The sequence below is a fragment of the Paraburkholderia sp. SUR17 genome (assembly GCF_029536165.1).
In the GTDB taxonomy this organism is placed as follows: Bacteria; Pseudomonadota; Gammaproteobacteria; order Burkholderiales; family Burkholderiaceae; genus Paraburkholderia; species Paraburkholderia kururiensis.
Genome location: NZ_CP120508.1, coordinates 866807 through 888514 on the forward strand (window position 1 = coordinate 866807; position 21708 = coordinate 888514).

A 21708-nucleotide genomic window follows, 5' to 3' on the forward strand; every position below is an offset into this window, starting at 1 on the left:
CCACGAATTGAGCACGAGCTGAGCATGAACGGAGCCTCCAGCCGATGAATCCGCTTGCCGAACTGCGCTACTTCTTCACGGCGCTCGGCTACTTCACGCGTGTGCCGGTGCCGCGCTGGGTGGGCTACGAGCCGCAGTGGCTCACCGCTGCGGCGCGCTATTTTCCGCTCGTGGGCGCTTGCGTCGGCGCGCTTGGCGCACTCGTTTATCTGGCTGCGTTGCGCGTGTTCGGGCCTGGCGTGGCCGTGCTGCTTTCGATGACCGCCACCCTCGCCGTGACCGGAGCCTTCCACGAAGACGGCCTCGCCGACTGTTGCGACGCATTCGGCGGCGCGTACCGTCGCGAGGACGTGCTGCGCATCATGCACGACTCGCGCATTGGCGCGTTCGGTGCCATCGCGTTGTTCGTGGCGCTCGCGCTCAAGTGGCAGACGCTCGTGACGCTGACCACGTCGCATGAGGCATCGGCTTCGTCCATGACTTCAGCAGCGTTGAGCCCAGGGCGTTTCGCGATACTGATGATCGCGGCGCACGCGGTGAGCCGCGCCTGCGCCGTGAGCTATCTCGTGACGCTCGACTACGTACGCGACGAAGGTAAGGCGAAGCCCGTGGCGCAACGCATGAGCGTGATCGCGTGGTTCGGTGCGTGCGCGTTTGCGTTGCCGTGGCTTGCCTGGTTCGTCTGGCCCGACTGGCGCGAAGGTGTTGGGATGATCGCGCTGCTCGTCGTGCTGCGTTACGCGCTGGGGCGATACTTCGTGCGCCGCATCGGTGGCTATACCGGCGACTGTCTCGGCTTCGCGCAGCAGGTTTTCGAGATAGCGTTCTACCTGGCGGCGCTCGCGTGGATCTCGTTCTGATCCGTCATCCGGCCGTCGCTGTGGCGACGGGCGTTTGCTATGGCAACAGCGACGTGCCGCTCGCCGCCGACGCAGCAGCCAGCGCCGCCATGCTGGCGTCGCGCCTCGCTGCGTTGAATGTGCCGCAGCCACACGTGCTGTTCACGAGTCCCCTGTCGCGTTGCGCGCGGGTCGCGCAAGCGCTTGCAGTTGAAGCGCGCTGCGATTTGCATACGGACGCGAGGCTCGCCGAAATGCACTTCGGCACATGGGAGCTGCAACGCTGGGACGCAATCGATCGCGCCGCACTCGACGCCTGGGCCGCTGATTTCGAGCACGCGCGCAAGCATGGCGGCGAGAGCGTGGCGCAGTTCGTCGCGAGGGTGAATGCGTGGCTCGATGTGTCGATCGATTCAGGTGCGCGAGTCGACGCTGTGGCGGCGACTCGCGAGCACGCCATGCGCCCGGTGGCGCAAAGCACGGCGCTGTGGGCGGTCACGCACGCGGGGGTGATTCGTGCGATTGCGTCGCGTGTGCTCGGGTTGCCGTTCGCGCACTGCATGAAATGGCCGCTCGCGTTGCCGGCCGTGGTGTGGCTCAGGCGTGACGCGTGGGATTCGACATGGGCGCTCGTGCGGTGGAATGTTTGAAGCTGGAACGTTTGAAAGCCTGAAAGCGTGGAGCCATGAGCGCCCACGCCCCGTCTCAAATCACCCGTCTTCTCCTGTTCACTTCCCGCCACCGGGCCGTCTCGATCGCGCCCGGTCCAGGTCTTCGCAAAGCAGGGCCGCGCCTTGCGCGAGACGCGGCCCTGGCCGGTCGATCAGATCGCCGTCGATGGCAAAGAGGTTGTCGCGCGCCACCGCCATGAGGGTGGGCCACGCGCGCCATCGGTCGAGTCCGGGAAGCCGGCCTTGCGGCGTCGTGGCGCCTGGCGCGGCCGTGACGATGGTTTCCGGGTTCGCCGCGAGCACCGCTTCCGTCGAGACCGTCGGCACCACGGGCGCGAGGTTCGCGAAGACGTTGCGTCCGCCGCAAAGCGCGATGACGTCGCTTACCGTGTCGGTACCGTTGAGGGTCATCAGCGGCTGGTCCCAGACCTGATAGAACACGCTCACGGCAGGCTTCGCGGCATAACGTGCGCGCAGGCCGTCGATCTCCCGCCGGTACGCGTCGGCAGCAGCCTGCGCCGTTGCGCTCGTGCCGAGCAGCGTGCCCAGCTTCACGAGCGTGGCGGGCACGTCGTCCACGTGATGCGGCGCGTTGAAGTAGAGCGGCACATGCAGTTCGCGCAGTCGTTCGATCTGCTGCTGTGCGTTGCCGTGCCGCCAGACCACGATGAGATCGGGCTTCAATGCCGCGATGCGTTCGAGGTCGAGCGCCTTGTTGTCGCCCACGCGCGGCACGGTCTTCGCCTCGGGCGGGTAGTCGCTGTACGACACCGCGCCCACCAGCTTTGCACCGCCGCCCGCTGCGTAGATCAACTCGGTGACGTGCGGCGCGAGACTCACCACGCGTTGCGCGGGGGCGTCGAGCGTGACGGGCGCGCCGGTGTCGTCGGTGACGGTGATGGTCGCTTGCGCCGTCTGGGCCGCGGCGAGCGCCAGGGTGGTCAGCAGCAAGCCTGCCGCCATTCGCCGCGAGCTTGTTCTGTGCGACGCGAAGGCGCGGATGGAAACGGAAGCGGTGGCCGCGCAACGCATGCGAGCGACCGCGTGAAGCCTGCGGAAAAAATTCATCGGTTGACGGCGAGCGCTTCGACGCTCGCGGCGAATTGTTGTTCGAGGCGTTGCCATTCGGCGGCATTGGCAGGCAGGCCGATGCGAATGCTCGGCACGTCGTGCGGACTCGCAGGATGCCTGAATAATCGCGTCCAGATGCCGCGTTGCGCGAGCGCGTGGTGCAGGGCTTCAGCGCGTGGGTCTGCGGCCCAGGCGAAGAGCGGCGTGCCACGCGCTGCGAAACCGTGGGTGTGCAGCAAGGCCGCAAGCTTCGCGCTTTCGTCGGCGAGCTGGGTACGCATGCGCGTCTGCCAGGCCGTATCGGCGAATGCATGCATGACGGCGTGACGCGCGGGGCCGCTCACGGTCCATGCGCCGAGCTTTGCCGCAAGCTCGCGCAACAGCGCCGGTTGCGCGAGCACGAAGCCGCAGCGTGCGCCCGCGAGTCCGAAGAACTTGCCCGGGGAGCGCAGTACGACGAGCCCCCGCTGCGCGACGTGCCCGGCAAGCGAAGTGCGGCTTCGGTTGGCGCAGGAGGCATTGCCGCAAGCATCGGCACCTTGGCCGGCAGACGAGTGGGCGACGGAATCACCAAACGCATCGGCAAACGCTTCGTCGACGATCAGCGTGCCGCCCCGCGCGGCGAGTTGCGCGTGCCAGTGAAGCAGCACGGCTGCGTCGAGGCGCGCGGCAGTCGGATTGTTCGGATTGGCGACGATCACGTGCCGGATGCCCGCGGGCAGCGTATTCCACGTTGTGTCGAGCGCGGTCACCTCGTGGCCCGCGCCGGCGAAGGCGGGCGCGTACTCGCCGTAGGTGAGGGTCGCGATCGCCACGCTCGCGCGCGGCAACAGCGCGGGCAGCGCGCGGATGGCGGCCTGGCTGCCGGCCGTGGGCTGCACGTGGGCGGCGTCGGGCGCGCCGTAGTAGCGCGCGGCGCACGCGGCAAAGGCGTGGTCGTCTTCGTCGGGCAGGCGGCGCCAGGCGTCGGCCGGAACGGGTGGCACCGGATAGCCGTGCGGATTGATGCCCGTCGAGAGATCGAGCCACGCGTCGTACGGTACGCCGTAGCGGCGCGCCGCCTCGTGCAGATTGCCGCCGTGGACGATGCGCGGCGCGCCCGCGGTGTCTGTCATCTGCGCCTCAGCCATGCGTGCCCACGCTCAGAAAAGCCAGCACGATCAGCACCGCGAGCCATAGCAGCGTGGTGCGTTCAACCAGCGTCAACGCTGCACTCACGTGCGCGGCGCGCGCTGTTTCTCCGTCGCCGAGCGCGGGCCGTTCCTCCATCACGCCGTGATAGACGGCGGGGCCGCCCAGCCTGACGTTAAGGCTGCCTGCTCCCGCCGCCATCACCGGGCCCGCGTTCGGACTGTCCCAACGCGGTGCCTGCTCGCGCCAGCAGCGAATCGCCGTGCGCGTGTCGCCGAGCAGCGCGTAGCTCGCGGCGGTGAGACGTGCGGGAATCCAGTTCAACACGTCGTCGATGCGGGCCGCCGCCCAGCCGAAGCGCAGATAACGCGGTGTGCGGTAGCCCCACATCGCGTCGAGCGTATTGGCCAGCCGGAACGCGAGCGCGCCGGGGCCGCCCGCCACCGCGAACCAGAACAGCGCGCCGATGATCGCGTCGTTGCCGTTTTCGAGCGCCGATTCCACCGCCGCGCGCGAGACCGCCGCTTCGTCGGCCTGCGTGAGATCGCGCGAGACGACGTGCGAGGTGTACACGCGTGCTGTTTCGAGATCGCGTCGTTCGAGGGCGGACGCGATGGGCGCGATGTGGTCGCGCAGGCTGCGCGCGCCGAGCGAGAACCACAGCAGCGCCACATGCAACGCACAGGCGAGCGGCCACGGCAACACGGTCGTGAACCACGCTGCGATGGCCACCGGCGGCACGACCGCCAGCGCCCACGCGAGGATGCCGGCGAGCCGCCCGCGCCAACCCGTGTTGAAGCGGGCTTCGATGCGCATGGCAAGTTTGCCGAATGCGACGAGGGGATGCGCGCGACGCGGCTCGCCGAGCCGCCGGTCGATCACGACGGCGAGCGCGGCAAGCGCGGCGGCGAGAGGTAACGGCAGGGGCAAGGGCAGCATCGTCATTGCCCGCCTTTGAGAACGAGCGGCAGGCCGGCCACCATCAGGGTGGCGTGCGTGGCGAGTGCGGCAATGCGCTGGTTGAGGCGGCCCAGCTCATCGACATAGTGGCGCGTTACCGCGCCGAGCGGCACGACGCCGAGCCCGATCTCGTTGCTGACCACGATCACTTTGCCTGCGGCCTCACCGCACGTCGCGACGAACGCATCGAGGCGCGCTTGCGCGTCGGCGCGCGGCGCGCAGCCATCGGGCGGGCAGAGCAGATTGGCCAGCCAGAGCGTGAGGCAGTCGATCAGCACGCAGCGCTCGGGCTGCGCCGCGGCGGCGAGCGCGCCGGCAAGATCGAGCGGCGCTTCCACCACCGCCCACTGCGCGGGCCGCCGCGCGCGATGATGTTCGACGCGTGCGGCGAATTCGTCGTCGGCGATCTGCGCTGTGGCGATGTAGGTGACGGCGAGGCCGCTTGCCGCGGCAAGCCGCTCGGCGTGCGCGCTCTTGCCCGAGCGCGCGCCGCCAACGATGAAGGAAAGGTCGCGCGAAATCATCGCGTGATTGTACCGGCTGTGCCGCGCACGCCGGCGCTGCGGAATTCGCATGCGGCGATGGGATAATGCACGGCGCCGCGGCGCCTTGCGCACCGAATGCGCTATCGCTTCCGCTTCCTTATCCGTCCGCTTCCCGTTCCTTCCATGCCGATGACCGTTTCTCTGCCGCAAGGGCTGCGCGTGCCGCGCGGCACGCTGATGATCCAGGGCACCACGTCCGACGCCGGCAAGAGCACGCTCGTCGCCGCCCTGTGCCGGCTCGCACGCCACGCGGGCGCACGCGTCGCACCGTTCAAGCCGCAGAACATGGCGCTCAACAGTGCCGTGACCGTGGATGGCGGCGAGATCGGTCGCGCCCAGGCGCTGCAGGCGGTGGCCGCGGGCATCGACGCGCACACGGACCTCAACCCCGTGCTCCTCAAACCCACGAGCGATTGCGGCGCGCAAGTGATCGTGCATGGCCGTGTGCGCATGAATCTCGATGCGCGCGCCTATCATGACTACAAGCCGGTGGCGCGCGAGGCGGTGCTCGCGTCGTATGCACGGCTGTGCGATCGCTACGACACGATCTTCGTGGAAGGCGCGGGCAGCCCGGCGGAGATCAATCTGCGGCAAGGCGACATCGCCAACATGGGGTTCGCCGAAGCGGTGGATTGCCCGGTGGTGCTCGTGGCCGACATCGATCGCGGCGGCGTATTCGCGCATCTGCTCGGCACGCTCGCCTGCTTGTCGGAGAGCGAGCGCGAGCGCGTGCAGGGCTTCGTCATCAACCGCTTTCGCGGCGACGTGAGCCTGCTGCAACCCGGGCTCGACTGGCTGGAGGCGCAGACGGGCAAGCCCGTGCTCGGCGTGCTGCCGTATCTGCACGGGCTCACGCTGGACGCCGAAGACATGCTGCCGCGCGACCTGCATCGTCGCGCGCAGACGGGCGACGGCGCCGTGCTGCGTGTCGTGGTGCCGGTGCTGCCGCACATCAGCAACCACACCGACTTCGACGCGCTGCGCGCGCATCCGCAGGTCGAGTTCAGCTACGTGCGCGCCGGCAGCCCGCTGCCGGCAGCCGACCTCGTGATTTTGCCGGGCTCGAAGAACGTGCGAAGCGACCTTGCGTGGCTGCGTGAGCAAGGCTGGGACGAGGCGCTGCGGCGGCATCTGCGCTATGGCGGACGCGTGATCGGCATTTGCGGTGGCATGCAGATGCTGGGTCGCGAGATTGCCGACCCGCACGGCGTGGAAGGCGTGCCGGGCGCGGACGAAGGGTTGGGCTGGCTCGACTTCGCGACCACGCTTACGCGCGAGAAGACGCTCGCGAACGTCTGCGGCGCGCTCGCGCTGCCCGGCGCGCCGGCCGTGGCGGGCTACGAAATCCACATGGGCGTGACCGAAGGCGCGGCGGTCGGAACGCCGGCGCTGCTGCTCGACACGGGGGACGGCGGCCAACGTCCCGACGGCGCGCTGTCGGCCGACGGACAAATCTTCGCGACCTACGTGCACGGCCTCTTCGATACGCCGGCCGCCTGCCAGGCGCTGCTGGCCTGGGCCGGACTCGCGACGGCCGAAACGGTGGACTATGCCGCGCTGCGGGAGGCCTCGCTGGACCGGCTGGCGGATACGTTGGCCGCCCATCTCGATCTCGAACGGCTGATGGCGGTCATCCGCCAGGCGGCTGGTGGGCGCTGATTCGTTCCTGCTGGGAAACAATCTGCGCCGGGGCAGCGGTTTTTTGTCGCATACGGTTCGAATATAGTGCGGGCATCGACGCCGCCTTTTGGCGTCCACCCGTTCAAAGGAACCGCTATGAATTCGACCCGTACTGCCGACGCCGCCGCGCTGATCCTGCGCCTCGCGCTCGGCGTTCTGTATCTCGCTCACTCGCTGCAAAAGATCTTCGTCTTCACGCTGCCCGGCACGGCCGCGTTCTTCGTGTCGCTGGGGCTGCCTGGCTGGCTCGGCTATGTCACGGCGTTCATCGAACTGGCGGGCGGTATCGCGCTGCTCGCCGGCTTCCAGGTGCGCTGGGTCGCGCTCGTGCTGCTGCCTTTCATGCTGGGCGCGATGTCCGCGCACCTGCACAACGGTTGGGGCTTCGCGTCGCCGCACGGCGGCTGGGAATATCCGGCGTTCTGGGCCGTGACCCTGGTCGTGCAGTCGCTGCTGGGGGGCGGGTTGGCGGCGGTGTCTAGCGCGCGGGCCAAGGCTGGGCGGCCCGTCGCTGCCTGAGGTTGCCTGAGGCAGCCTGAGGGTTTCGATACGCCGAAGTGGCGCCGCCGCGCCGCCTCAAAACGCAAAACGCGAAGGCCGTGTCTCCCGGGAGGGAGCACGGCCTTTCTGTTCCTGGATCACCCATCCACGCGCGTTGCTCGATGCGCGCCGCACGGCGGCATTAGTACAGCACCATCTGCGTACACCGGAAGAGGGCGATGGTCCGGCCGTCCGCGCCCGTCACCTTCGCGTCCCATACCTGCGTGCTGCGGCCCAGATGCGCCGCCGTCGCTTCGGCGCGGATCGTCCCTTCGGTCGCGGTGCCGAGGAAATTGCTCTTGAGTTCGACCGTGGTGAAGTTGCGCGCCGCTTCCGGCAGATGCGCAAGGCAGGCGTAGCCGCAGGCCGTGTCGGCCAGCCCGATCACCGTGGCGGCGTGCAGAAAGCCGTTGGGCGCGAGCAGCTCGCCGCGCACGTCGAGTTCCGCAACGAGCCGGTCCTGTTCCACCGTCACGGTGCGCACGCCGAGCAGTTCGGGCAGCCGGCCGCGCTGTCGTTCCCGCAGAAAATCGGGGGTCATGTTCGCGCGCAGCGTACTCATCGTGTTGTCTCCGTGTTCGTTGCGGATGGCCGGATGGCCGAATGATCGCCGCAGGGCTTCGGCGCGGCCGATTTTGCCGATATTATCGACGGCTATACGGCAATCCGCTGCAGAATCGGGCCGGTGCAGGCAGGGCGTGTGCGGCCGCGCGGTCCTGGCGGCGGCCACGCAGCACGCGACGCAGCGGCGTGCCGGCGCAGGCGACGGCAAACCGGCTGGCGGCACGCCGGCCTTCTTGACGGGAGTTTTCATGACGGTGATTGTGGTGGCGAATCCCAAGGGCGGCGTGGGCAAGAGCACGCTGTCCACCAATCTGGCGGGCTATTTTGCGGCGCAGGGCGAGTGGGTGGCGCTCGCCGACCTCGACCGGCAGCAGTCGTCGCACGCGTGGCTCGACCTGCGGCCAGCGGGGCTGCCGCCCATCGAAAGCTGGGATGTCGATCTGGACGCGCCGGCCAAGCCGCCGAAGGGGCTCGAGCGCGCAGTCGTGGATACGCCGGCGGGGCTGCACGGCAACCGTCTCGGCGTGGCGCTGGATCTGGCTGACAAGGTCATCGTGCCGCTGCAGCCGTCGCTCTTCGACATTCTCGCGACCCAGGACTTCCTCGAGAAGCTCGCGAAGGAAAAGGCCGTCCGCAAGGGCTCGATCCAGGTTGGCGTGGTGGGCATGCGCGTGGATGCGCGCACGCGCTCCGCGGAACAGCTGCACCGTTTCGTGGAAGGGCTCGACCTGCCGGTGCTCGGCTATCTGCGCGATACGCAGAACTACGTACAGCTTGCGGCGCACGGCCTCACGCTGTGGGATGTCGCCAAAAGCCGTGTGGAGAAAGATCTGGAGCAGTGGCAGCCGATTCTCGAATGGGTGACCGGCGCCGGCCGCTAATTGAAGGGGCTAACTGAAGGTGCTAACTGAAGGTATTAAGCGAGGCCGTTATTCGACTCAGCTCCAGCTCTGCGTGGGCACGTGGTCGCGGCTGCCCTTGATGCGGTTGTGCTCGTCGACGAACACGAGATTCGGCTTCCAGCCGGCCTTGAGTTCGGCTTCGTCCACGGCCGCGAACGCCGCGATGATGACGAGGTCGCCCAACTGCGCGCGCCGCGCCGCCGACCCGTTCAGCGAAATCATGCCGCTGCCGCGCTCGCCCTTGATCGCGTAGGTTGAAAAGCGCTCGCCGTTGTTGATGTTCCAGATGTCGATGCGCTCGTTTTCCACGATGTTCGCCGCTTCGAGCAGGTTTTCGTCGATCGCGCACGAACCCTCGTAGTGCAGTTCGCAGTGCGTGACCACGGCGCGGTGGATCTTCGATTTGAGCATGTGGCGTTGCATGTTCGTCTCCCGGCTGCGCGCTGTCGCGTCAGATTTCGAGGTTGTCGATGAGGCGCGTGGCGCCGAGTTTCGCCGCCGAGAGCACGACGAGCGGCGCTTCGGTATCCGCAGCGCCCGGCGGCAACAGGTCCACGCGCTTGCGCACGGCGATGTAGTCGGGCTGCCAGCCGCGGCTTGCCAGCAGCGCCATCGCTTCGCGCTCGATCTGCGCGAAATCGCGCCGGCCGCCCTGAATAGCTTCGCGCACCTGCTGGAGCGTGGCCGCGAGCTGCGGCGCTTCGGCGCGCTCGGAAGGCGTGAGATAACGGTTGCGCGAGCTGAGCGCGAGGCCGTCGGCGTCGCGCACGGTTTCTGCCGCGACGATGTCGATGGGCAGCGCGAACTGCTGGCACATGGCCCGCACGATCATGAGCTGCTGATAGTCCTTCTTGCCGAACACGGCCACGCGCGGCTGCACGCACGACATCAGCTTCATCACCACGGTGCAGACGCCCTCGAAGAAACCGGGCCGGAACTCGCCTTCCAGAATGTCGCCGAGATCGTGCGGCGGACGCACGCGGTATTCCTGCGGCTGCGGGTACATGTCGCGCTCCGTGGGCGCGAACAGCACATACACGTTTTCCTTCTGAAGCTTCTCGATGTCGTCTTGCAGCGTGCGCGGGTACTTGTCGAAGTCCTCGTTCGGGCCGAACTGCAGACGGTTCACGAAGATGCTGGCCACCACCGGATCGCCGTGCTGGCGCGCGAGGCGCATGAGCGAGAGGTGCCCTTCATGCAGGTTGCCCATGGTGGGCACGAAAGCCGTGCGGTTCTGGCCGCGCAGCTGGTCGCGCAATTCCTGGATTGAACTGATGACTTTCATGATCGGACTGAATGGATTCGCGCGATGCGGGTCGGAACGGTGGCTGCCACGGGCGCGCCCCTTAGCGGCCCCGTGTCTGCCGGTATCGGGTCCGTGCGGCGCGCGGGGGGCGGCGGGACGGTGTCCGAAGCGCCGGATTGTAGTCGATTTGCCTCTCTGCCGCACCGATTCGAGGCATGCCCCGGTTCAGTGCGACGGTGGTGTAGCGGCGTGGGCAGATCAGGCCGGGGCAACTTCCCTCAGTCGCCCGGAAACTCACCCGGCGCGAGCGTCAAGCCGGCAAATACGCGAGCCGCACGTAGATGGGCGCGAAAGGCTCCGCCTGGGTGATCTCGATCAGCGACTCGCGCGAAAGCTCCAGCATCGCGATGAAGTTCACCACCACCACCGGCACGCCGCGCGTCACGTCGAAGAGTTCCGAGAACTCCATGAAGCGCGCGTTTTGCAGTCTGCGCAGAATCACGCTCATGTGCTCGCGTACCGAGAGTTCCTCGCGCGTGATCTTGTGGTGCTGCACGAGCTTCGCGCGCTTGATGACGTCGGCCCACGCGGCGCGCAGGTCGTCGCTGTTCACGTCCGGAAAGCGCGGCGTGATGCTCTGCTCGATGTAGACCTCGGCGCGCAGGAAGTCGCGGCCCAGTTGCGGCAGCTGGTCGAGCCGCTGCGCCGCGAGCTTCATCTGCTCGTATTCGAGCAGACGCCGCACGAGTTCGGCGCGCGGGTCTTCGGCTTCCTCGCCCGTGTCGGCCTTCTTCACCGGCAGCAGCATGCGCGACTTGATCTCGATGAGCATGGCCGCCATCAGCAGATACTCGGCGGCAAGCTCGAGATTGGTGTGGCGCAGCTGATCGACGTAACCGAGGTACTGTGCCGTGACTTCCGCCATCGGAATGTCCAGCACGTTGAAGTTCTGCTTGCGGATCAGGTACAGCAGCAGGTCGAGCGGGCCTTCGAAGGTTTCGAGAAAGACTTCGAGCGCGTCCGGCGGAATGTACAGATCCTGCGGCACCTTGAAGAGCGGCTCGCCGTACAGACGCGCGAACGCCACGCCGTCGACCGTGTCGGGCGTGGAGTCCGTAGCGGGTGTGGCGAGCGCGGTGCCTTCGTCCGGCGTGCCGCTGTCCGCGGCCGACATCAGAAGTTCTGGTAGTAGACGTACGGCGTTTGCTTCACGCGCGAGGCCTGCTGGTCGGCGCGCTCTTCGAGGTCGATGGGCTGCTTGTCCCACAAGAGCGCGCGGCCGCGGCGCTGCTCTTCTTCGAGGCTGGGTTTTTGCTGCTTGAGCTGATTCAGGAACTGGGTGATATCCGACTGATACATGGCACGTCGTCCGTCAAGTCCGTCAAAAAGGCTACCGGCGGCCGGTCGGCTCCGGCGTGGCCGGCCGCCGGTTATCCGTCGATTCTCGTGTGGCGCGTAATTTTACCGCAAGCGCCGGGCCGAGGAACAACCGGCGGGCAGGCGCGTCCAATCGCCCGCGTGGGGCGGCGCGAGGCGCACGCGCAGGGGCCTCGATGCGGGCTACAGGCGTGCGGCGATGTGGTCAAATACAGCACTCGTGCCCGGCGTGCCCGTGGCGCGAGCGCGGCGAGTGTGGCGAGCGCTGCCAGTGCCTCAACCGAAACGAATTCAACAACAGCCGCAGGGAGGTCCCGTTTGGCGGGATGTGCAATCGAACCGTCACGCATGCGAAGGGCATGGGCCATGGCCGCGCGGGTCGCGGCGTGTTGTGTGTTCCTCTTCTGGGGCGCGGCGCACGCGGCCTCGCGCGTGTACGACGTCGATGTGGAGGCCTCGCCGCGTTCGGTGCGCAAGCTGCTCGAAGCGCATCTCGACATCGTGCGCTTCGCCACGCGCAAGGACATCTCGGACGACCAGTTCGACTTTCTCGTCACCGCCACGCCGCAGCAGGCGCGCGACCTCGTTGCGACGGACGGCTACTTTTCGCCCGTGGTGCGCACCGACGTGCGCACGGTTGGCGGCAGAAAGCGGGTCACGGTGTTCGTCGATCCGGGCGAGCAGACCACGATCTCGTCGGTCTCGCTGTCATTCAAGGGACCTATCCTCACCGAAGACCCAGCTCAGGAGAACACCGCGCGTTTCGCGTTCTCGCTGCACGAGGGCGACGCGTTCTCGCAGTCGGGCTGGGACGACGCCAAGAAGGCCGCGCTCAAGGCGTTGCAGGCGCGCCGCTATCTTGGCGCGAAGATCTCGCAGTCCGAGGCGCGCATCAATCCGCAGAAGCACGACGCGAAACTCTCGGTCACGTTCGAGAGCGGGCCCACCTTCACGATGGGCCCGCTCGACGTGTCGGGCACGCGCCGCTATCCCGAGCAGATCGTGCGCGACGTGAACCCCGTGTCGCAGGGCGACATTTACGACGCCCAGCGCATTCGTGAACTCCAGCGCCAGTTGCAGAACACGCCGTACTACGCGAGCGTGGCCATCGACGTCGATGACGACACCAGCAAGCCGCTCGACACGCCCATCCACGTGAAGGTGAGCGAGTACCCGTACAACAACTTTCGCGGCAGCGTCGGCTACTCCACGGATACCGGGCCGCACGTGCAGGGCTCCTACTCGTACCTCGACACGTTCGGCCGCGCGTGGCCGTTTTCCGTGGACGGCCGCATCGATCAGATCCAGCAGTACGGCCAGATCGAGCTCGCCATGCCGCCGGGCCCGCGCGCCTGGACCAACAGCGCGCTGGCGTCCTACACCAGCACCGACGTGTCGGACACGCACATCTACAGCGCGCGTGCCGGTTTGCAGCGCACGCGCACGTCGCAGCGCATCGACTACGGCTACTCGATTCTCTACTACCAGGACCGGCTCACGCAGAACACGGGTGCGCCCACCACGAGCCGCGCGCTCGTGCCGGCATGGTCGTGGACGCGCCGCAATGTCGACGACCCGCTCTTTCCGCGCTCGGGCAACCTGATTCGCGCCGAGGCGGGCTTTGCCGTGAAGCACGTGCTCACGGACCAGTCGTTCATTCGCGGTTACGTGCGCGGCCAGCAGTACGTGCCCATCGGCAAGTACGACCTCGTGCTGTTTCGCGCGGAGCTGGGCGGCGTCTTCACGAGCGGCAGTTCGGCGGGCATACCGGCTTCGCTGCTGTTTCGCGCGGGCGGCTCGAATTCGGTGCGCGGCTACAGCTACCAAAGCCTCGGCCGCAATGTGAACGGCTCGATCCTGCCGACCAAGTACCTGATGACGGCGTCCACGGAGTACCAGCACTGGTTCAATCACGACTGGGGCGCCGCGGCGTTCTTCGACATCGGTACCGCCGCGGACTCGTGGCACGAGAAAGCGTTCTATCCGGGCGTGGGCGTAGGCGCCAGGTGGCGCAGCCCGGTGGGGCCGGTGAACGTCGATCTGGCGTACGGCACCCGCAACCACAGCGTGCGGCCGTATCTCACGCTGGGCATCGCGTTCTGATGTTGTTACCGCAGCCTTTGGCGTGTCTTTAGCGTAATCGACCTCGGCATTTCGAGCCCTTCCATCCACCGCAATTGGCTGACTGACCTTTGACATCGCAGCGAGCATGACCACGGACCCCTCCACCCAGCCGCCCGCGCCTGAACCCGACGGCCCCGCATCCGCGGGTTCCGGGGGCAACGGCGAGCCGCCGCGCCCGGGCCGCCTTGCGCGCGCCGGCAAGCTGCTGGCGTGGCTGATCGGCGTGCCCGTAGTGCTGGCCGTGCTCGTCGTGGGATTGCTGTATGGCGCGCTCACCACCGAGCGGGGCACCGCCTGGACGTGGCAGGCCGCGGTGAAGCTGCTGGGCGGCAAGCTGACCGGTCAGCTGGACGGCGGCGCATTGGCCACCGGCGTGCGGCTGCGCCGCGTGGAGTGGCGCGGCAGCGACGGCACGGACATCAAGATCGACCGCATCGCGGGCCAATGGGCGCTGTCGCGGCAGCCGTGGCGCTTCACCGTCGATTACCTGCATGTCGGCACGATCGAGGCGCGGCTCGTGCCGTCGCCATCGTCCGGGCCCACGACGTTGCCGCAGGACCTGCAACTGCCGCTCGCACTCGACCTGCGCGACGTGCAGGTGGATCAACTCGTGCTGCACGAGGGCGCCTCGACCACCACCTTCTCGCGCTTCGTCTTTCATGGCCGCAGCGACGGCCGGCATCACGAGGCGTCCGTCGAGCGGCTCGACACGCCGTATGGCGCGGTCACGGCGCATGCGACGCTCGACGGCGTGCGGCCGTTCGCGCTGGCGGGCGACGCCGGTTATTCGGGCAAGGTCAACGACGAAGACGTGCAGGTGCGCGCTCATCTGACCGGCACGCTGGAGGCGCTTGCGGCGGAAGTGGATGCGAGCGGGCTCAAGTTGACCGGCCACGCGCACGTGGAGGCGACGCCCTTTGCCGACGTGCCGCTCAAGCGCGCAACGGTGGCCTTCGATCACGTGAATCCGCAGGCGTTTTCGCCTTCGGCGCCATTCGCGGATCTCGCCGTGCGTGCCGAGTTGCAGCCGGCGACGGCGACCGGCGCGGAGCGGGGGCAGGGCGGCATGCCTGCGGGCGGGGCATCGGGCGCTGGTGCAAGCGGTGTTTTTGCGCCGGCGGCGAGCGGCGCTTCGGCGGTGTCCGCGCGTACCGCTTCGCTGGTAGCTGGTGCGAGTGCCGGGGCGAGTGCCGCATCGAGTGCCGCGTCGAATGGCGCATCGACGGGTAGCGCAGCCCAAGCCGTGACTGCCGCCAAGCCTGCCACTGCCGCAAAAACCCAGACCTTCGCGGTCACCGGTTCGGTTTCTATCGCCAATGCCAAGCCGGGCGCGCTCGATGCGAAGCTGCTGCCGCTCATCGACGCCCGTGCGGACGTCTGGCTCGACGCGAAGACGCAGCGCGTCTCGAATCTCAACGTGCGGCTCGTGAAGAACGCCACGGTGACAGGTGGCGGTACGCTCGCCGGCAAGCGCGGCCAGCTCGATCTGCGCGTGGCCGGGCTGGACCTGAACGCACTCGAAGCAAGCGTGCGGCCCACCAACCTGTCCGGCCCCATCGGCATTCGTCTCAACGACGACATCCAGACCATCACGCTCGACCTCGCCGACCCCAAGGCGGCGCTGCGCGCCCAGGGCAAGGTGACGTTCGACCCGGCGCGCACCAGCTTCAACGACGTGCGCGTGAGCGCGGGCCGCGGCCGCGTCGATCTGTCCGGCGCGATCAAGCACGACGCCAGTTCCACCTGGAACCTCAAAGCGACGCTCACGGATTTCGACCCGCTCGCGCTGACCTCGCAGGGGCCGTCGGCTTCGGTGGCGGCCAGCCAGTCGGCAACCAGTAAGGCTGGCGCGGCGAAGCAGACGGCCAGCGCGGGCAAGGGTGCAGTGAAGCCGGTCGCCCGGAAAACGGCCAAACCGGCTGCCGCGACACGTCGCATCGAGGCGCGCGTGAACGGCACGCTCGCTGCCACGGGCGTGCTCGCGCCCACCTTCACGACGCGCGCCGAGTTCCGCCTGGGCCCGAGCGTCTACGACAACCTCCCGATGACCGGCTCGGGCACCGTGCAACTGGCCGGCTCGCGCATCCTGCCGAGCAAGGTGAACCTCTCGGTGGCGGGCAACGACGTCGATCTGCAAGGCAGTTTCGGTGCGCGCGGCGACCGGCTGCGTTTCAGGGTCAACGCGCCGCAACTGGAGCGCCTCGGCTTCGGCCTTGCAGGTTTCGTCTCCGCCGACGGCGACGTCACGGGCACGTTCACGCATCCCAATGTCGCGCTCGACTACCAGGCCGACGGCGTCGTGGTGGGCTCGAACCGCGTTGGCCACGCGCAGGGCCATGCCGAGATGCGCGACGGCCCGAACGGCACACTCGCCTTTACGACCGACGCACGCGAGCTCACCACCGCGGGCGTGAACCTCTCGACGCTGACCGCGCGCCTCTCCGGCACGCGGGCGAAGCACACGCTGGAAGCCGCCGCGGTGGGCAAGATCCAGGACCAGTCGGTCGATCTGACGCTCGCCGCCAACGGCCGTCTCACCGACGCGAGCGACGGCACGCATTGGGACGGCACTATCACGCGGCTCGCGAATCGCGGCACACCGCAGGCGAGTCTCGACGTGCCGCTTGCGCTGGCGGTGGCGCCGGGCAAGGTGACGCTGGGCGCGACGCGGCTCACGCTGGAAGGCGCGTCGCTCGATCTCAAGTCGTTCACTTACGATCACGGCCGCATTCGCTCGGCGGGAACGCTGACGGGCGTGTCGCTTGCACGCGTGCTCGAATTGCGCCACGAGATCACGGGCGCGCCGTCGCCCACGCTGCGCACCGATCTCGTGTTCGACAGCGACTGGGACTTCGCACTCGGCGAGACCGCCACCGGGCACATCGCCGTGAAGCGCCGCTCGGGCGACATCACGCTCGAAGTGTCGCGCGGGCTCGCGCCGCTCGGCATCACCGACATCGCGGCGCGCGCGGACTTCAGCAACGGCAACCGCGTGAACACCACCCTGCACGCGCAGGCAAGCCGCATTGGCGTGATCGACGCCAATGCCGCCACGACGCTCGCGATGCGCGACGGGGTCCTGACCGCGGACGACGCCTCGCCGCTCACCGGGGCCATCAACGCGAACGTGCCGCAACTCAAGACCACGGGCGGACTGTTCGGCCCCGGCTACCTGCTCGACGGGCACCTCGCGTTGAAGCTCGTGCTTGCGGGCACGCTCGGCAAACCGAATGTCTCGGGCTCGCTGCTGGGCGACGGGCTCTCGGCCACGATGGTGGATCAGGGCGTGCAGTTGAAGGACGGCGTGATCCACATTGCGCTCACGGAAAACCTGGTCGATTTCCAGCAGGTCGAGTTCCACGGCGCGAGCGGTACGTTACGGGCCACGGGGCGCGTGCGGCTGGACAGCGACGAGCCCGATCTCACGGCGAGCATCGTTGCCGACAAGCTCGAACTCTTTGCATCACCGGACCGGCGGCTGTCGCTCTCCGGCAGTGCGAGCGTGGCGAACGCCGGGCTCGTCGGCGGCCTCGCGATCAACGGCAAGTTCCGCGTGGATCACGCGCTCTTCGACATGCCCGAACAGTCGGCGCCGGAACTGGGCGACGACGTGGTGATCGTGCGGCCGGACGGCACCACGCGCGGCGGCAAGCCGCCGCCGGTGGCAGGCAGCAACAAGCCGGTGGGGCGCTTTGCGCCGCGCGCCAACATCGACATCGATCTGGGCAACGACTTCCGCTTCCGCGGCGTGGGCGCGGACCTGGGTCTGCGCGGCACCATCACGGCGATGAGCGCGCCGAATCTGCCGCTGCGCGCGGTGGGCAACGTCCGCGTGACCGAAGGCTCCACCTATACGGCGTTCGGCCGCAAGCTCGCTATCGAAAACGGGTTCTTCACGTTCAATGGGCCGGTGGCGAATCCGGGCATCAATATTCTCGCAATGCGGCGCAATCAGCAGGTGGAAGCGGGCGTGCAGGTGACGGGCACGGTGCAGTCGCCCGACGTGAGGCTCGTCTCCGAGCCGAACGTGTCGGACAACGAAAAGCTCTCGTGGCTGCTGTTCGGCCACGGTACGGACCAGGGCAACAACCTCGGGCAGCAAAGCTCGATGACCACAGCGCTCGCGCTGCTGGGCAGCGCGGGCGGCAAGCGCATTGCGCAGACGGTGGGGCTCGACGAAGTCTCGGTGGGACGCAGCGACGTGGGTCTGACCGACCCGCAGGTGGTGCTGGTTTCGAAGGCGATCAGCGAGTGGCTCGTGCTGGGCTACGAGCAGGGCTTGCAGTCCGCCGCCAACGCTATCAAGGCGACCGTGAACCTGACGCGCTACTGGTCGGTGGCCGCCTATGGCGGCACGTTCAAGGGCGTGGATCTGTTCTATACGCGGCGCTTCGACCGGATCCGGTGGTAGCGCCGCGTTCGGGGTTTAGCGAACCCGCATTCCCGGCTTCGCCCCGCTGTGCGGTTCGAGCACGTAGAGGCCCGGTTCGGCTTTCTCGTCCGCAGCGGAAGCGGCGAGCACCATGCCTTCGGAGAGCCCGAACTTCATCTTGCGCGGCGCGAGGTTGGCCACCATCACCGTGAGCTTGCCCACCAGGTCCTCGGGCTTGTAGGCCGAGCGGATGCCGGAGAACACGTTGCGCGGCTTGTCTTCGCCCACGTCGAGCGTGAGTTGCAGCAGCTTGTCCGAGCCTTCCACCGTGCGGCAATCGACGATGAGCGCCACGCGCAGATCGATCTTCGCGAAGTCGTCGATGGAGATGACTTCGGGCGTTTCGTCTGCCTGCGCGCTCTTGCCGGCCTTCGCGGGCTTGACGGCGGCCGACGCGGCTGCCTTGCCGCCGTTCGCCGCGGCGCCGGTGTTTGCGCTCGCGGCCGAACCTTCGGTCGGCGCAAGCGAGGAACGGTTCGCCGCGAGCAGCGCATCGATCTGCTTCGGCTCGACGCGCGTCATCAGGTGCTTGTAGGCGTTGATCGGCTGCTGCGAGGAGAGCGGCACGCCAGCATCGGTCCACGTGAGCGGCTTGATCGACAGGAACGCCTCGACTCCTGCAACCAGACCGGGCAGCACCGGCTTGAGCGTAAGCGACAGCAGCCGGAAGGCCTCGAGGCTCACGCTGCAGGTCTCGTGCAGCGCCACCGCATTGGCGGGATCCTTGGCCTGCTCCCAGGGTTTCGCGCCGTCCACGTAGGCGTTCACCGCGTCGGCAAGCTCCATCGTGTGGCGCAGCGCGCGGCTGTACTCGCGTGCCTCGTAGTTCGCCGCGATCTGCGGGATGGCTGCGCGCAGTGTGCCGAGGAGCGGATGCTGCATGGCGCTGTCCTGCACGCGACCCTCGAAGCGCTTGATCAGAAAGCCCGCCGCGCGGCTCGCGATGTTGATGTACTTGCCCACCAGATCGCTGTTCACGCGCGCCTGGAAGTCTTCGAGGCTCAGGTCGATGTCTTCCATCGTACTGTTGAGCTTGGCCGCGTAGTAGTAGCGCAGCCATTCGGGATTCAACCCCGTGTCGATGTAGCTCTTCGCGGTGATGAACGTGCCGCGCGACTTCGACATCTTCGCGCCGTCCACCGTGAGAAAGCCGTGTGCGAACACGTTGGTGGGCGTGCGGTGGCCCGAGAATTCCAGCATGGCGGGCCAGAACAGCGTGTGGAAGTACAGGATGTCCTTGCCGATGAAGTGGTACTGCTCGGCGGCGGAGCCGGCCTTCACCCACGCGTCGAAGTCGAGCCCGAGACGTTGCGCGAGATTGCTGAAGCTCGCGTAGTAGCCCACGGGGGCGTCGAGCCAGACGTAGAAGTACTTGCCGGGCGCGCCCGGAATCTCGAAGCCGAAATAGGGTGCGTCGCGGGAAATGTCCCAGTCGGCGAGCTTCGCTTCGCCCGGCGCGCCCAGCCATTCGCGCATCTTGTTGGTGGCTTCCGGCTGCGCGAGCCCTTCCACCCAGCCGCGCAGGAAGTTTTCACAGCGCGGGTCCGACAGCCGGAAGAAGTAGTGTGTCGAGGTCTTGCGCACGGGCGTGGCGCCAGAGACCACCGAGTACGGATTCACGAGGTCCGTGGGCTGGTAGGTCGAGCCGCAGACTTCGCAGCTGTCGCCGTACTGGTCCTTCGCGCCGCACTTCGGGCACTCGCCTTTGATGAAGCGGTCCGGCAGGAACATGTTCTTGACCGGGTCGTACGCCTGTTCGATCTCGCGCGCGTCGATCAGCCCGGCATCTTTGAGCGACAGATACACGGATTCGGAGAGCACGCGGTTCTCTTCCGAATCGGTCGTGTAGTAGTTGTCGAACGAGATGCCGAATGCGTCCATGTCGGCCTTGTGCTCTTGCCAGACGCGGTCGATCAGCGCTTTCGGCGTCAAGCCTTCCTGCTCGGCGCGCAGCATGACGGGCGTGCCGTGCGTGTCATCAGCCCCGACGTAGTAGACCTCGTGCCCGTGCATTCGCAGCGCGCGCACCCAGATGTCCGTCTGGATATATTCGACCAGATGGCCGATATGGATCTGCCCGTTGGCATAGGGCAGGGCAGACGTGACGAGGATCTGGCGGCGGCCCGACGGCGCGCCGGCTGCTGCGGAGAGGTCGGTGACGGGTTCTGACATAGGGATAGGGGATTTCCGGTATTGCCGGTGTTGCGAAGGGGACGAAGGTTCGATTCTAGCAGGGCGCAAGCGCCCGGCGTGCCGGCCTGGAAGGGCGAAAGGCGCTCCGCGAGGCGCGGGAAGGGCATGCGGGACGCGGCGGGTTCGAATGGCCCGCAAGACGGCCGCAAGACAGCCGCGAGCACGGCGGCGCAAAGGGCGCGCGCAAAAATCGCGGGCAAAAAAAACCGGGGCACTGGCCCCGGAGCAACAACGACAAGAGGAGAATGGTGACGCGGCAGCATCGCAGCCACGTACCGTACAAAGAGACAGCAAACGTTGCAGAGAGTTCGCCGGGTTCCAAAATTTTTTTCGGCTAGCTGTCCGGGTGGCTGACGCTCCTCTTACGTGGGTTACGTGTGTTGCCTTCGCACGCACTGATCCGTCGCCCAATGCGCTCCACCGCCTTGCGATTTCCTGACGGTGACCGTTGCGGCCAGGTTGGGCACCCGCGCAAAGCAGGGCCGGCCTTCGCCGACCGCGGCGCGGCCGGCGGAGGATCCCGCGATCAACTCTGGCTTTGGACCAGGTTTAGCCTTGGTGCTGCGCCGTCGCGCGCAGGTAGATTTCCACGCGACGGTTCTGTGCACGGCCTGCTTCCGTGTTGTTGTCCGCGACCGGCTGGCTTGCGCCCATGCCGGTTGCCGACAGGCGCTGGCCTGCCACGCCGTGCTGCGCGAGGTAGTTCGCGACGCTTTGTGCGCGATTCACCGAGAGCGTCTGGTTGTATGCCGCCTGGCCAGTGCTGTCCGTGTGACCCACCACCTGAGCGATCACTTCCGGATTCTGGTTCAGCGTCTGCGCCACCTGGTCGAGCACCGGCGCGAACGACGGCTTGATCGCGTAGCTGTTCGTATCGAACGTGACCGAGCTCGGGATGTTGAGCTTGAGCGAGCCATCCGGCTGTTCCGTGATCTGGGTGCCGGTGCCCTTGGTCGCGCCCGAGAGCTTGTTGCGGATGGCTTGCCAGTTGTAGCCGGTGACACCGCCCGCAACCGCGCCCACACCCGCACCGATGGCGGCACCCTTGCCGCCGCCGATCAGCGCGCCGAGCCCGGCGCCCACGCCGGCGCCCACACCCGTGCCGACAGCCGTGTTAGTGCCTTGCTGGGTCGCACAGCCGGCGACGAGCGCGCCAGCAATCGCGAAAACCGACAGCCGGGTCATGATTTTTGTCTTCATTTTCTGGGTCCTTTCTTTGAATGAAACAGATCTCAGCAACGACGAACCTGCTGGCAAGCGCCGACAGCGTAGCAGGGTCTTCGGGGCAGCACGCCGCCCGAGCCACTACAATGACGGCGAGAGGCGTGCACCGGGCCGGAAGGGCCTGGGTGCGAAGACTCAGGACCTCGGGCCATGCCGCGATGCGGACTTCGAGCTAGCAGCCGCCGAAGCGTGCCTCCGGGGTGCGATTC

The 21708-nt window shown here is 67.5% G+C and carries 18 protein-coding genes; 7 read left to right on the forward strand and 11 right to left on the reverse strand.

Features of this window, described 5'->3' with window-relative positions; genetic code table 11:
* Positions 1 to 44: 44 nt before the first annotated feature.
* Both P2869_RS03915 and P2869_RS03920 read left to right on the forward strand, forming a co-directional pair.
* The gene (locus tag P2869_RS03915) at positions 45 to 860 is read left to right on the forward strand and encodes an adenosylcobinamide-GDP ribazoletransferase (protein ID WP_277597527.1); all 816 of its coding nucleotides are present in this window, start codon (positions 45 to 47) and stop codon (positions 858 to 860) included.
* Entirely contained in the window at positions 845 to 1489 is a 645-nt protein-coding gene (locus P2869_RS03920; RefSeq protein ID WP_277597528.1) for a histidine phosphatase family protein, read from the forward strand. Before P2869_RS03915 ends, P2869_RS03920 begins: the two co-directional genes overlap by 16 nt.
* A 78-nt stretch (positions 1490 to 1567) precedes the next feature.
* Here P2869_RS03920 and P2869_RS03925 read toward each other — a convergent pair whose 3' ends face one another.
* From P2869_RS03925 to cobU, 4 genes are all read right to left on the reverse strand, one after another.
* Entirely contained in the window at positions 1568 to 2473 is a 906-nt protein-coding gene (locus tag P2869_RS03925; protein ID WP_277597529.1) for a cobalamin-binding protein, read from the reverse strand.
* Between the two features lie 101 nt (positions 2474 to 2574).
* On the reverse strand, positions 2575 to 3696 hold the full coding sequence (locus P2869_RS03930) for a threonine-phosphate decarboxylase (RefSeq protein WP_277597530.1): 1122 nt from the start codon (positions 3694 to 3696) through the stop codon (positions 2575 to 2577).
* Between the two features lie 7 nt (positions 3697 to 3703).
* A complete protein-coding gene (gene cbiB / locus P2869_RS03935) occupies positions 3704 to 4657 on the reverse strand; it encodes an adenosylcobinamide-phosphate synthase CbiB (RefSeq protein WP_277597531.1) in 954 nt (317 codons plus the stop codon).
* Positions 4654 to 5196 carry a bifunctional adenosylcobinamide kinase/adenosylcobinamide-phosphate guanylyltransferase gene (cobU, locus tag P2869_RS03940; RefSeq protein WP_277597532.1) on the reverse strand — a complete coding sequence of 181 codons (543 nt, stop codon included), beginning with the start codon at positions 5194 to 5196 and terminating at the stop codon, positions 4654 to 4656. Before cobU ends, cbiB begins: the two co-directional genes overlap by 4 nt.
* A 144-nt stretch (positions 5197 to 5340) precedes the next feature.
* Between cobU and P2869_RS03945 the strand changes: the two genes are divergently transcribed.
* Together P2869_RS03945 and P2869_RS03950 are read left to right on the forward strand one after the other, a co-directional pair.
* A complete protein-coding gene (locus P2869_RS03945) occupies positions 5341 to 6876 on the forward strand; it encodes a cobyric acid synthase (RefSeq protein ID WP_277597533.1) in 1536 nt (511 codons plus the stop codon).
* Positions 6877 to 6993: 117 nt separating this feature from the next.
* On the forward strand, positions 6994 to 7416 hold the full coding sequence (locus tag P2869_RS03950) for a DoxX family protein (protein WP_017773174.1): 423 nt from the start codon (positions 6994 to 6996) through the stop codon (positions 7414 to 7416).
* 163 nt (positions 7417 to 7579) lie between these two features.
* On the opposite strand, the gene P2869_RS03955 is transcribed toward P2869_RS03950, so the two are convergent.
* Positions 7580 to 7999 carry a PaaI family thioesterase gene (locus P2869_RS03955; protein WP_277597534.1) on the reverse strand — a complete coding sequence of 140 codons (420 nt, stop codon included), beginning with the start codon at positions 7997 to 7999 and terminating at the stop codon, positions 7580 to 7582.
* Positions 8000 to 8249: 250 nt separating this feature from the next.
* Between P2869_RS03955 and P2869_RS03960 the strand changes: the two genes are divergently transcribed.
* A complete protein-coding gene (locus P2869_RS03960) occupies positions 8250 to 8882 on the forward strand; it encodes a ParA family protein (protein WP_026121122.1) in 633 nt (210 codons plus the stop codon).
* Positions 8883 to 8939: 57 nt separating this feature from the next.
* Here P2869_RS03960 and panD read toward each other — a convergent pair whose 3' ends face one another.
* The 4 genes from panD to P2869_RS03980 form a co-directional block, all read right to left on the reverse strand.
* The gene (panD, locus tag P2869_RS03965) at positions 8940 to 9326 is read right to left on the reverse strand and encodes an aspartate 1-decarboxylase (protein WP_017773177.1); all 387 of its coding nucleotides are present in this window, start codon (positions 9324 to 9326) and stop codon (positions 8940 to 8942) included.
* A gap of 28 nt (positions 9327 to 9354) precedes the next feature.
* The gene (panC, locus tag P2869_RS03970; protein WP_026121123.1) at positions 9355 to 10188 is read right to left on the reverse strand and encodes a pantoate--beta-alanine ligase; all 834 of its coding nucleotides are present in this window, start codon (positions 10186 to 10188) and stop codon (positions 9355 to 9357) included.
* Positions 10189 to 10459: 271 nt separating this feature from the next.
* Positions 10460 to 11323 carry a ScpA family protein gene (locus tag P2869_RS03975; RefSeq protein ID WP_017773179.1) on the reverse strand — a complete coding sequence of 288 codons (864 nt, stop codon included), beginning with the start codon at positions 11321 to 11323 and terminating at the stop codon, positions 10460 to 10462.
* Entirely contained in the window at positions 11323 to 11508 is a 186-nt protein-coding gene (locus P2869_RS03980) for a DUF3460 family protein (protein WP_017773180.1), read from the reverse strand. Before P2869_RS03980 ends, P2869_RS03975 begins: the two co-directional genes overlap by 1 nt.
* A 366-nt stretch (positions 11509 to 11874) precedes the next feature.
* On the opposite strand from P2869_RS03980, the gene P2869_RS03985 reads away from it, so the two are divergent.
* Positions 11875 to 13629, forward strand: a complete 1755-nt coding sequence (locus P2869_RS03985) for an autotransporter assembly complex family protein (RefSeq protein ID WP_277597535.1) — start codon at positions 11875 to 11877, stop codon at positions 13627 to 13629.
* A gap of 106 nt (positions 13630 to 13735) precedes the next feature.
* Entirely contained in the window at positions 13736 to 18061 is a 4326-nt protein-coding gene (locus tag P2869_RS03990; RefSeq protein WP_277597536.1) for a translocation/assembly module TamB domain-containing protein, read from the forward strand.
* A 15-nt stretch (positions 18062 to 18076) separates the two neighbouring features.
* Here P2869_RS03990 and metG read toward each other — a convergent pair whose 3' ends face one another.
* Both metG and P2869_RS04000 read right to left on the reverse strand, forming a co-directional pair.
* Positions 18077 to 20254: a methionine--tRNA ligase gene (gene metG, locus P2869_RS03995; RefSeq protein WP_277597537.1), complete on the reverse strand. Its 2178-nt coding sequence runs from the start codon at positions 20252 to 20254 to the stop codon at positions 18077 to 18079.
* A 570-nt stretch (positions 20255 to 20824) separates the two neighbouring features.
* A complete protein-coding gene (locus tag P2869_RS04000) occupies positions 20825 to 21475 on the reverse strand; it encodes an OmpA family protein (RefSeq protein ID WP_020480654.1) in 651 nt (216 codons plus the stop codon).
* Positions 21476 to 21708 lie beyond the last annotated feature (233 nt).

Excerpts from the sequence above, each read along its gene's own strand:
- P2869_RS03955 (WP_277597534.1), bottom strand. The coding sequence starts at position 7,999 with ATGAGTACGCTGCGCGCGAACATGACCCCCGATTTTCTGCGGGAACGA.
- P2869_RS03975 (WP_017773179.1), bottom strand. The coding sequence starts at position 11,323 with ATGTCGGCCGCGGACAGCGGCACGCCGGACGAAGGCACCGCGCTCGCC.
- P2869_RS03985 (WP_277597535.1), top strand. The coding sequence starts at position 11,875 with ATGCGAAGGGCATGGGCCATGGCCGCGCGGGTCGCGGCGTGTTGTGTG.
- P2869_RS03945 (WP_277597533.1), top strand. The coding sequence starts at position 5,341 with ATGCCGATGACCGTTTCTCTGCCGCAAGGGCTGCGCGTGCCGCGCGGC.
- P2869_RS04000 (WP_020480654.1), bottom strand. The coding sequence starts at position 21,475 with ATGAAGACAAAAATCATGACCCGGCTGTCGGTTTTCGCGATTGCTGGC.
- P2869_RS03925 (WP_277597529.1), bottom strand. The coding sequence starts at position 2,473 with ATGGCGGCAGGCTTGCTGCTGACCACCCTGGCGCTCGCCGCGGCCCAG.
- panC (WP_026121123.1), bottom strand. The coding sequence starts at position 10,188 with ATGAAAGTCATCAGTTCAATCCAGGAATTGCGCGACCAGCTGCGCGGC.
- P2869_RS03990 (WP_277597536.1), top strand. The coding sequence starts at position 13,736 with ATGACCACGGACCCCTCCACCCAGCCGCCCGCGCCTGAACCCGACGGC.
- panD (WP_017773177.1), bottom strand. The coding sequence starts at position 9,326 with ATGCAACGCCACATGCTCAAATCGAAGATCCACCGCGCCGTGGTCACG.
- metG (WP_277597537.1), bottom strand. The coding sequence starts at position 20,254 with ATGTCAGAACCCGTCACCGACCTCTCCGCAGCAGCCGGCGCGCCGTCG.
- P2869_RS03960 (WP_026121122.1), top strand. The coding sequence starts at position 8,250 with ATGACGGTGATTGTGGTGGCGAATCCCAAGGGCGGCGTGGGCAAGAGC.
- P2869_RS03980 (WP_017773180.1), bottom strand. The coding sequence starts at position 11,508 with ATGTATCAGTCGGATATCACCCAGTTCCTGAATCAGCTCAAGCAGCAA.
- P2869_RS03930 (WP_277597530.1), bottom strand. The coding sequence starts at position 3,696 with ATGACAGACACCGCGGGCGCGCCGCGCATCGTCCACGGCGGCAATCTG.
- P2869_RS03915 (WP_277597527.1), top strand. The coding sequence starts at position 45 with ATGAATCCGCTTGCCGAACTGCGCTACTTCTTCACGGCGCTCGGCTAC.
- cobU (WP_277597532.1), bottom strand. The coding sequence starts at position 5,196 with ATGATTTCGCGCGACCTTTCCTTCATCGTTGGCGGCGCGCGCTCGGGC.
- cbiB (WP_277597531.1), bottom strand. The coding sequence starts at position 4,657 with ATGACGATGCTGCCCTTGCCCCTGCCGTTACCTCTCGCCGCCGCGCTT.
- P2869_RS03950 (WP_017773174.1), top strand. The coding sequence starts at position 6,994 with ATGAATTCGACCCGTACTGCCGACGCCGCCGCGCTGATCCTGCGCCTC.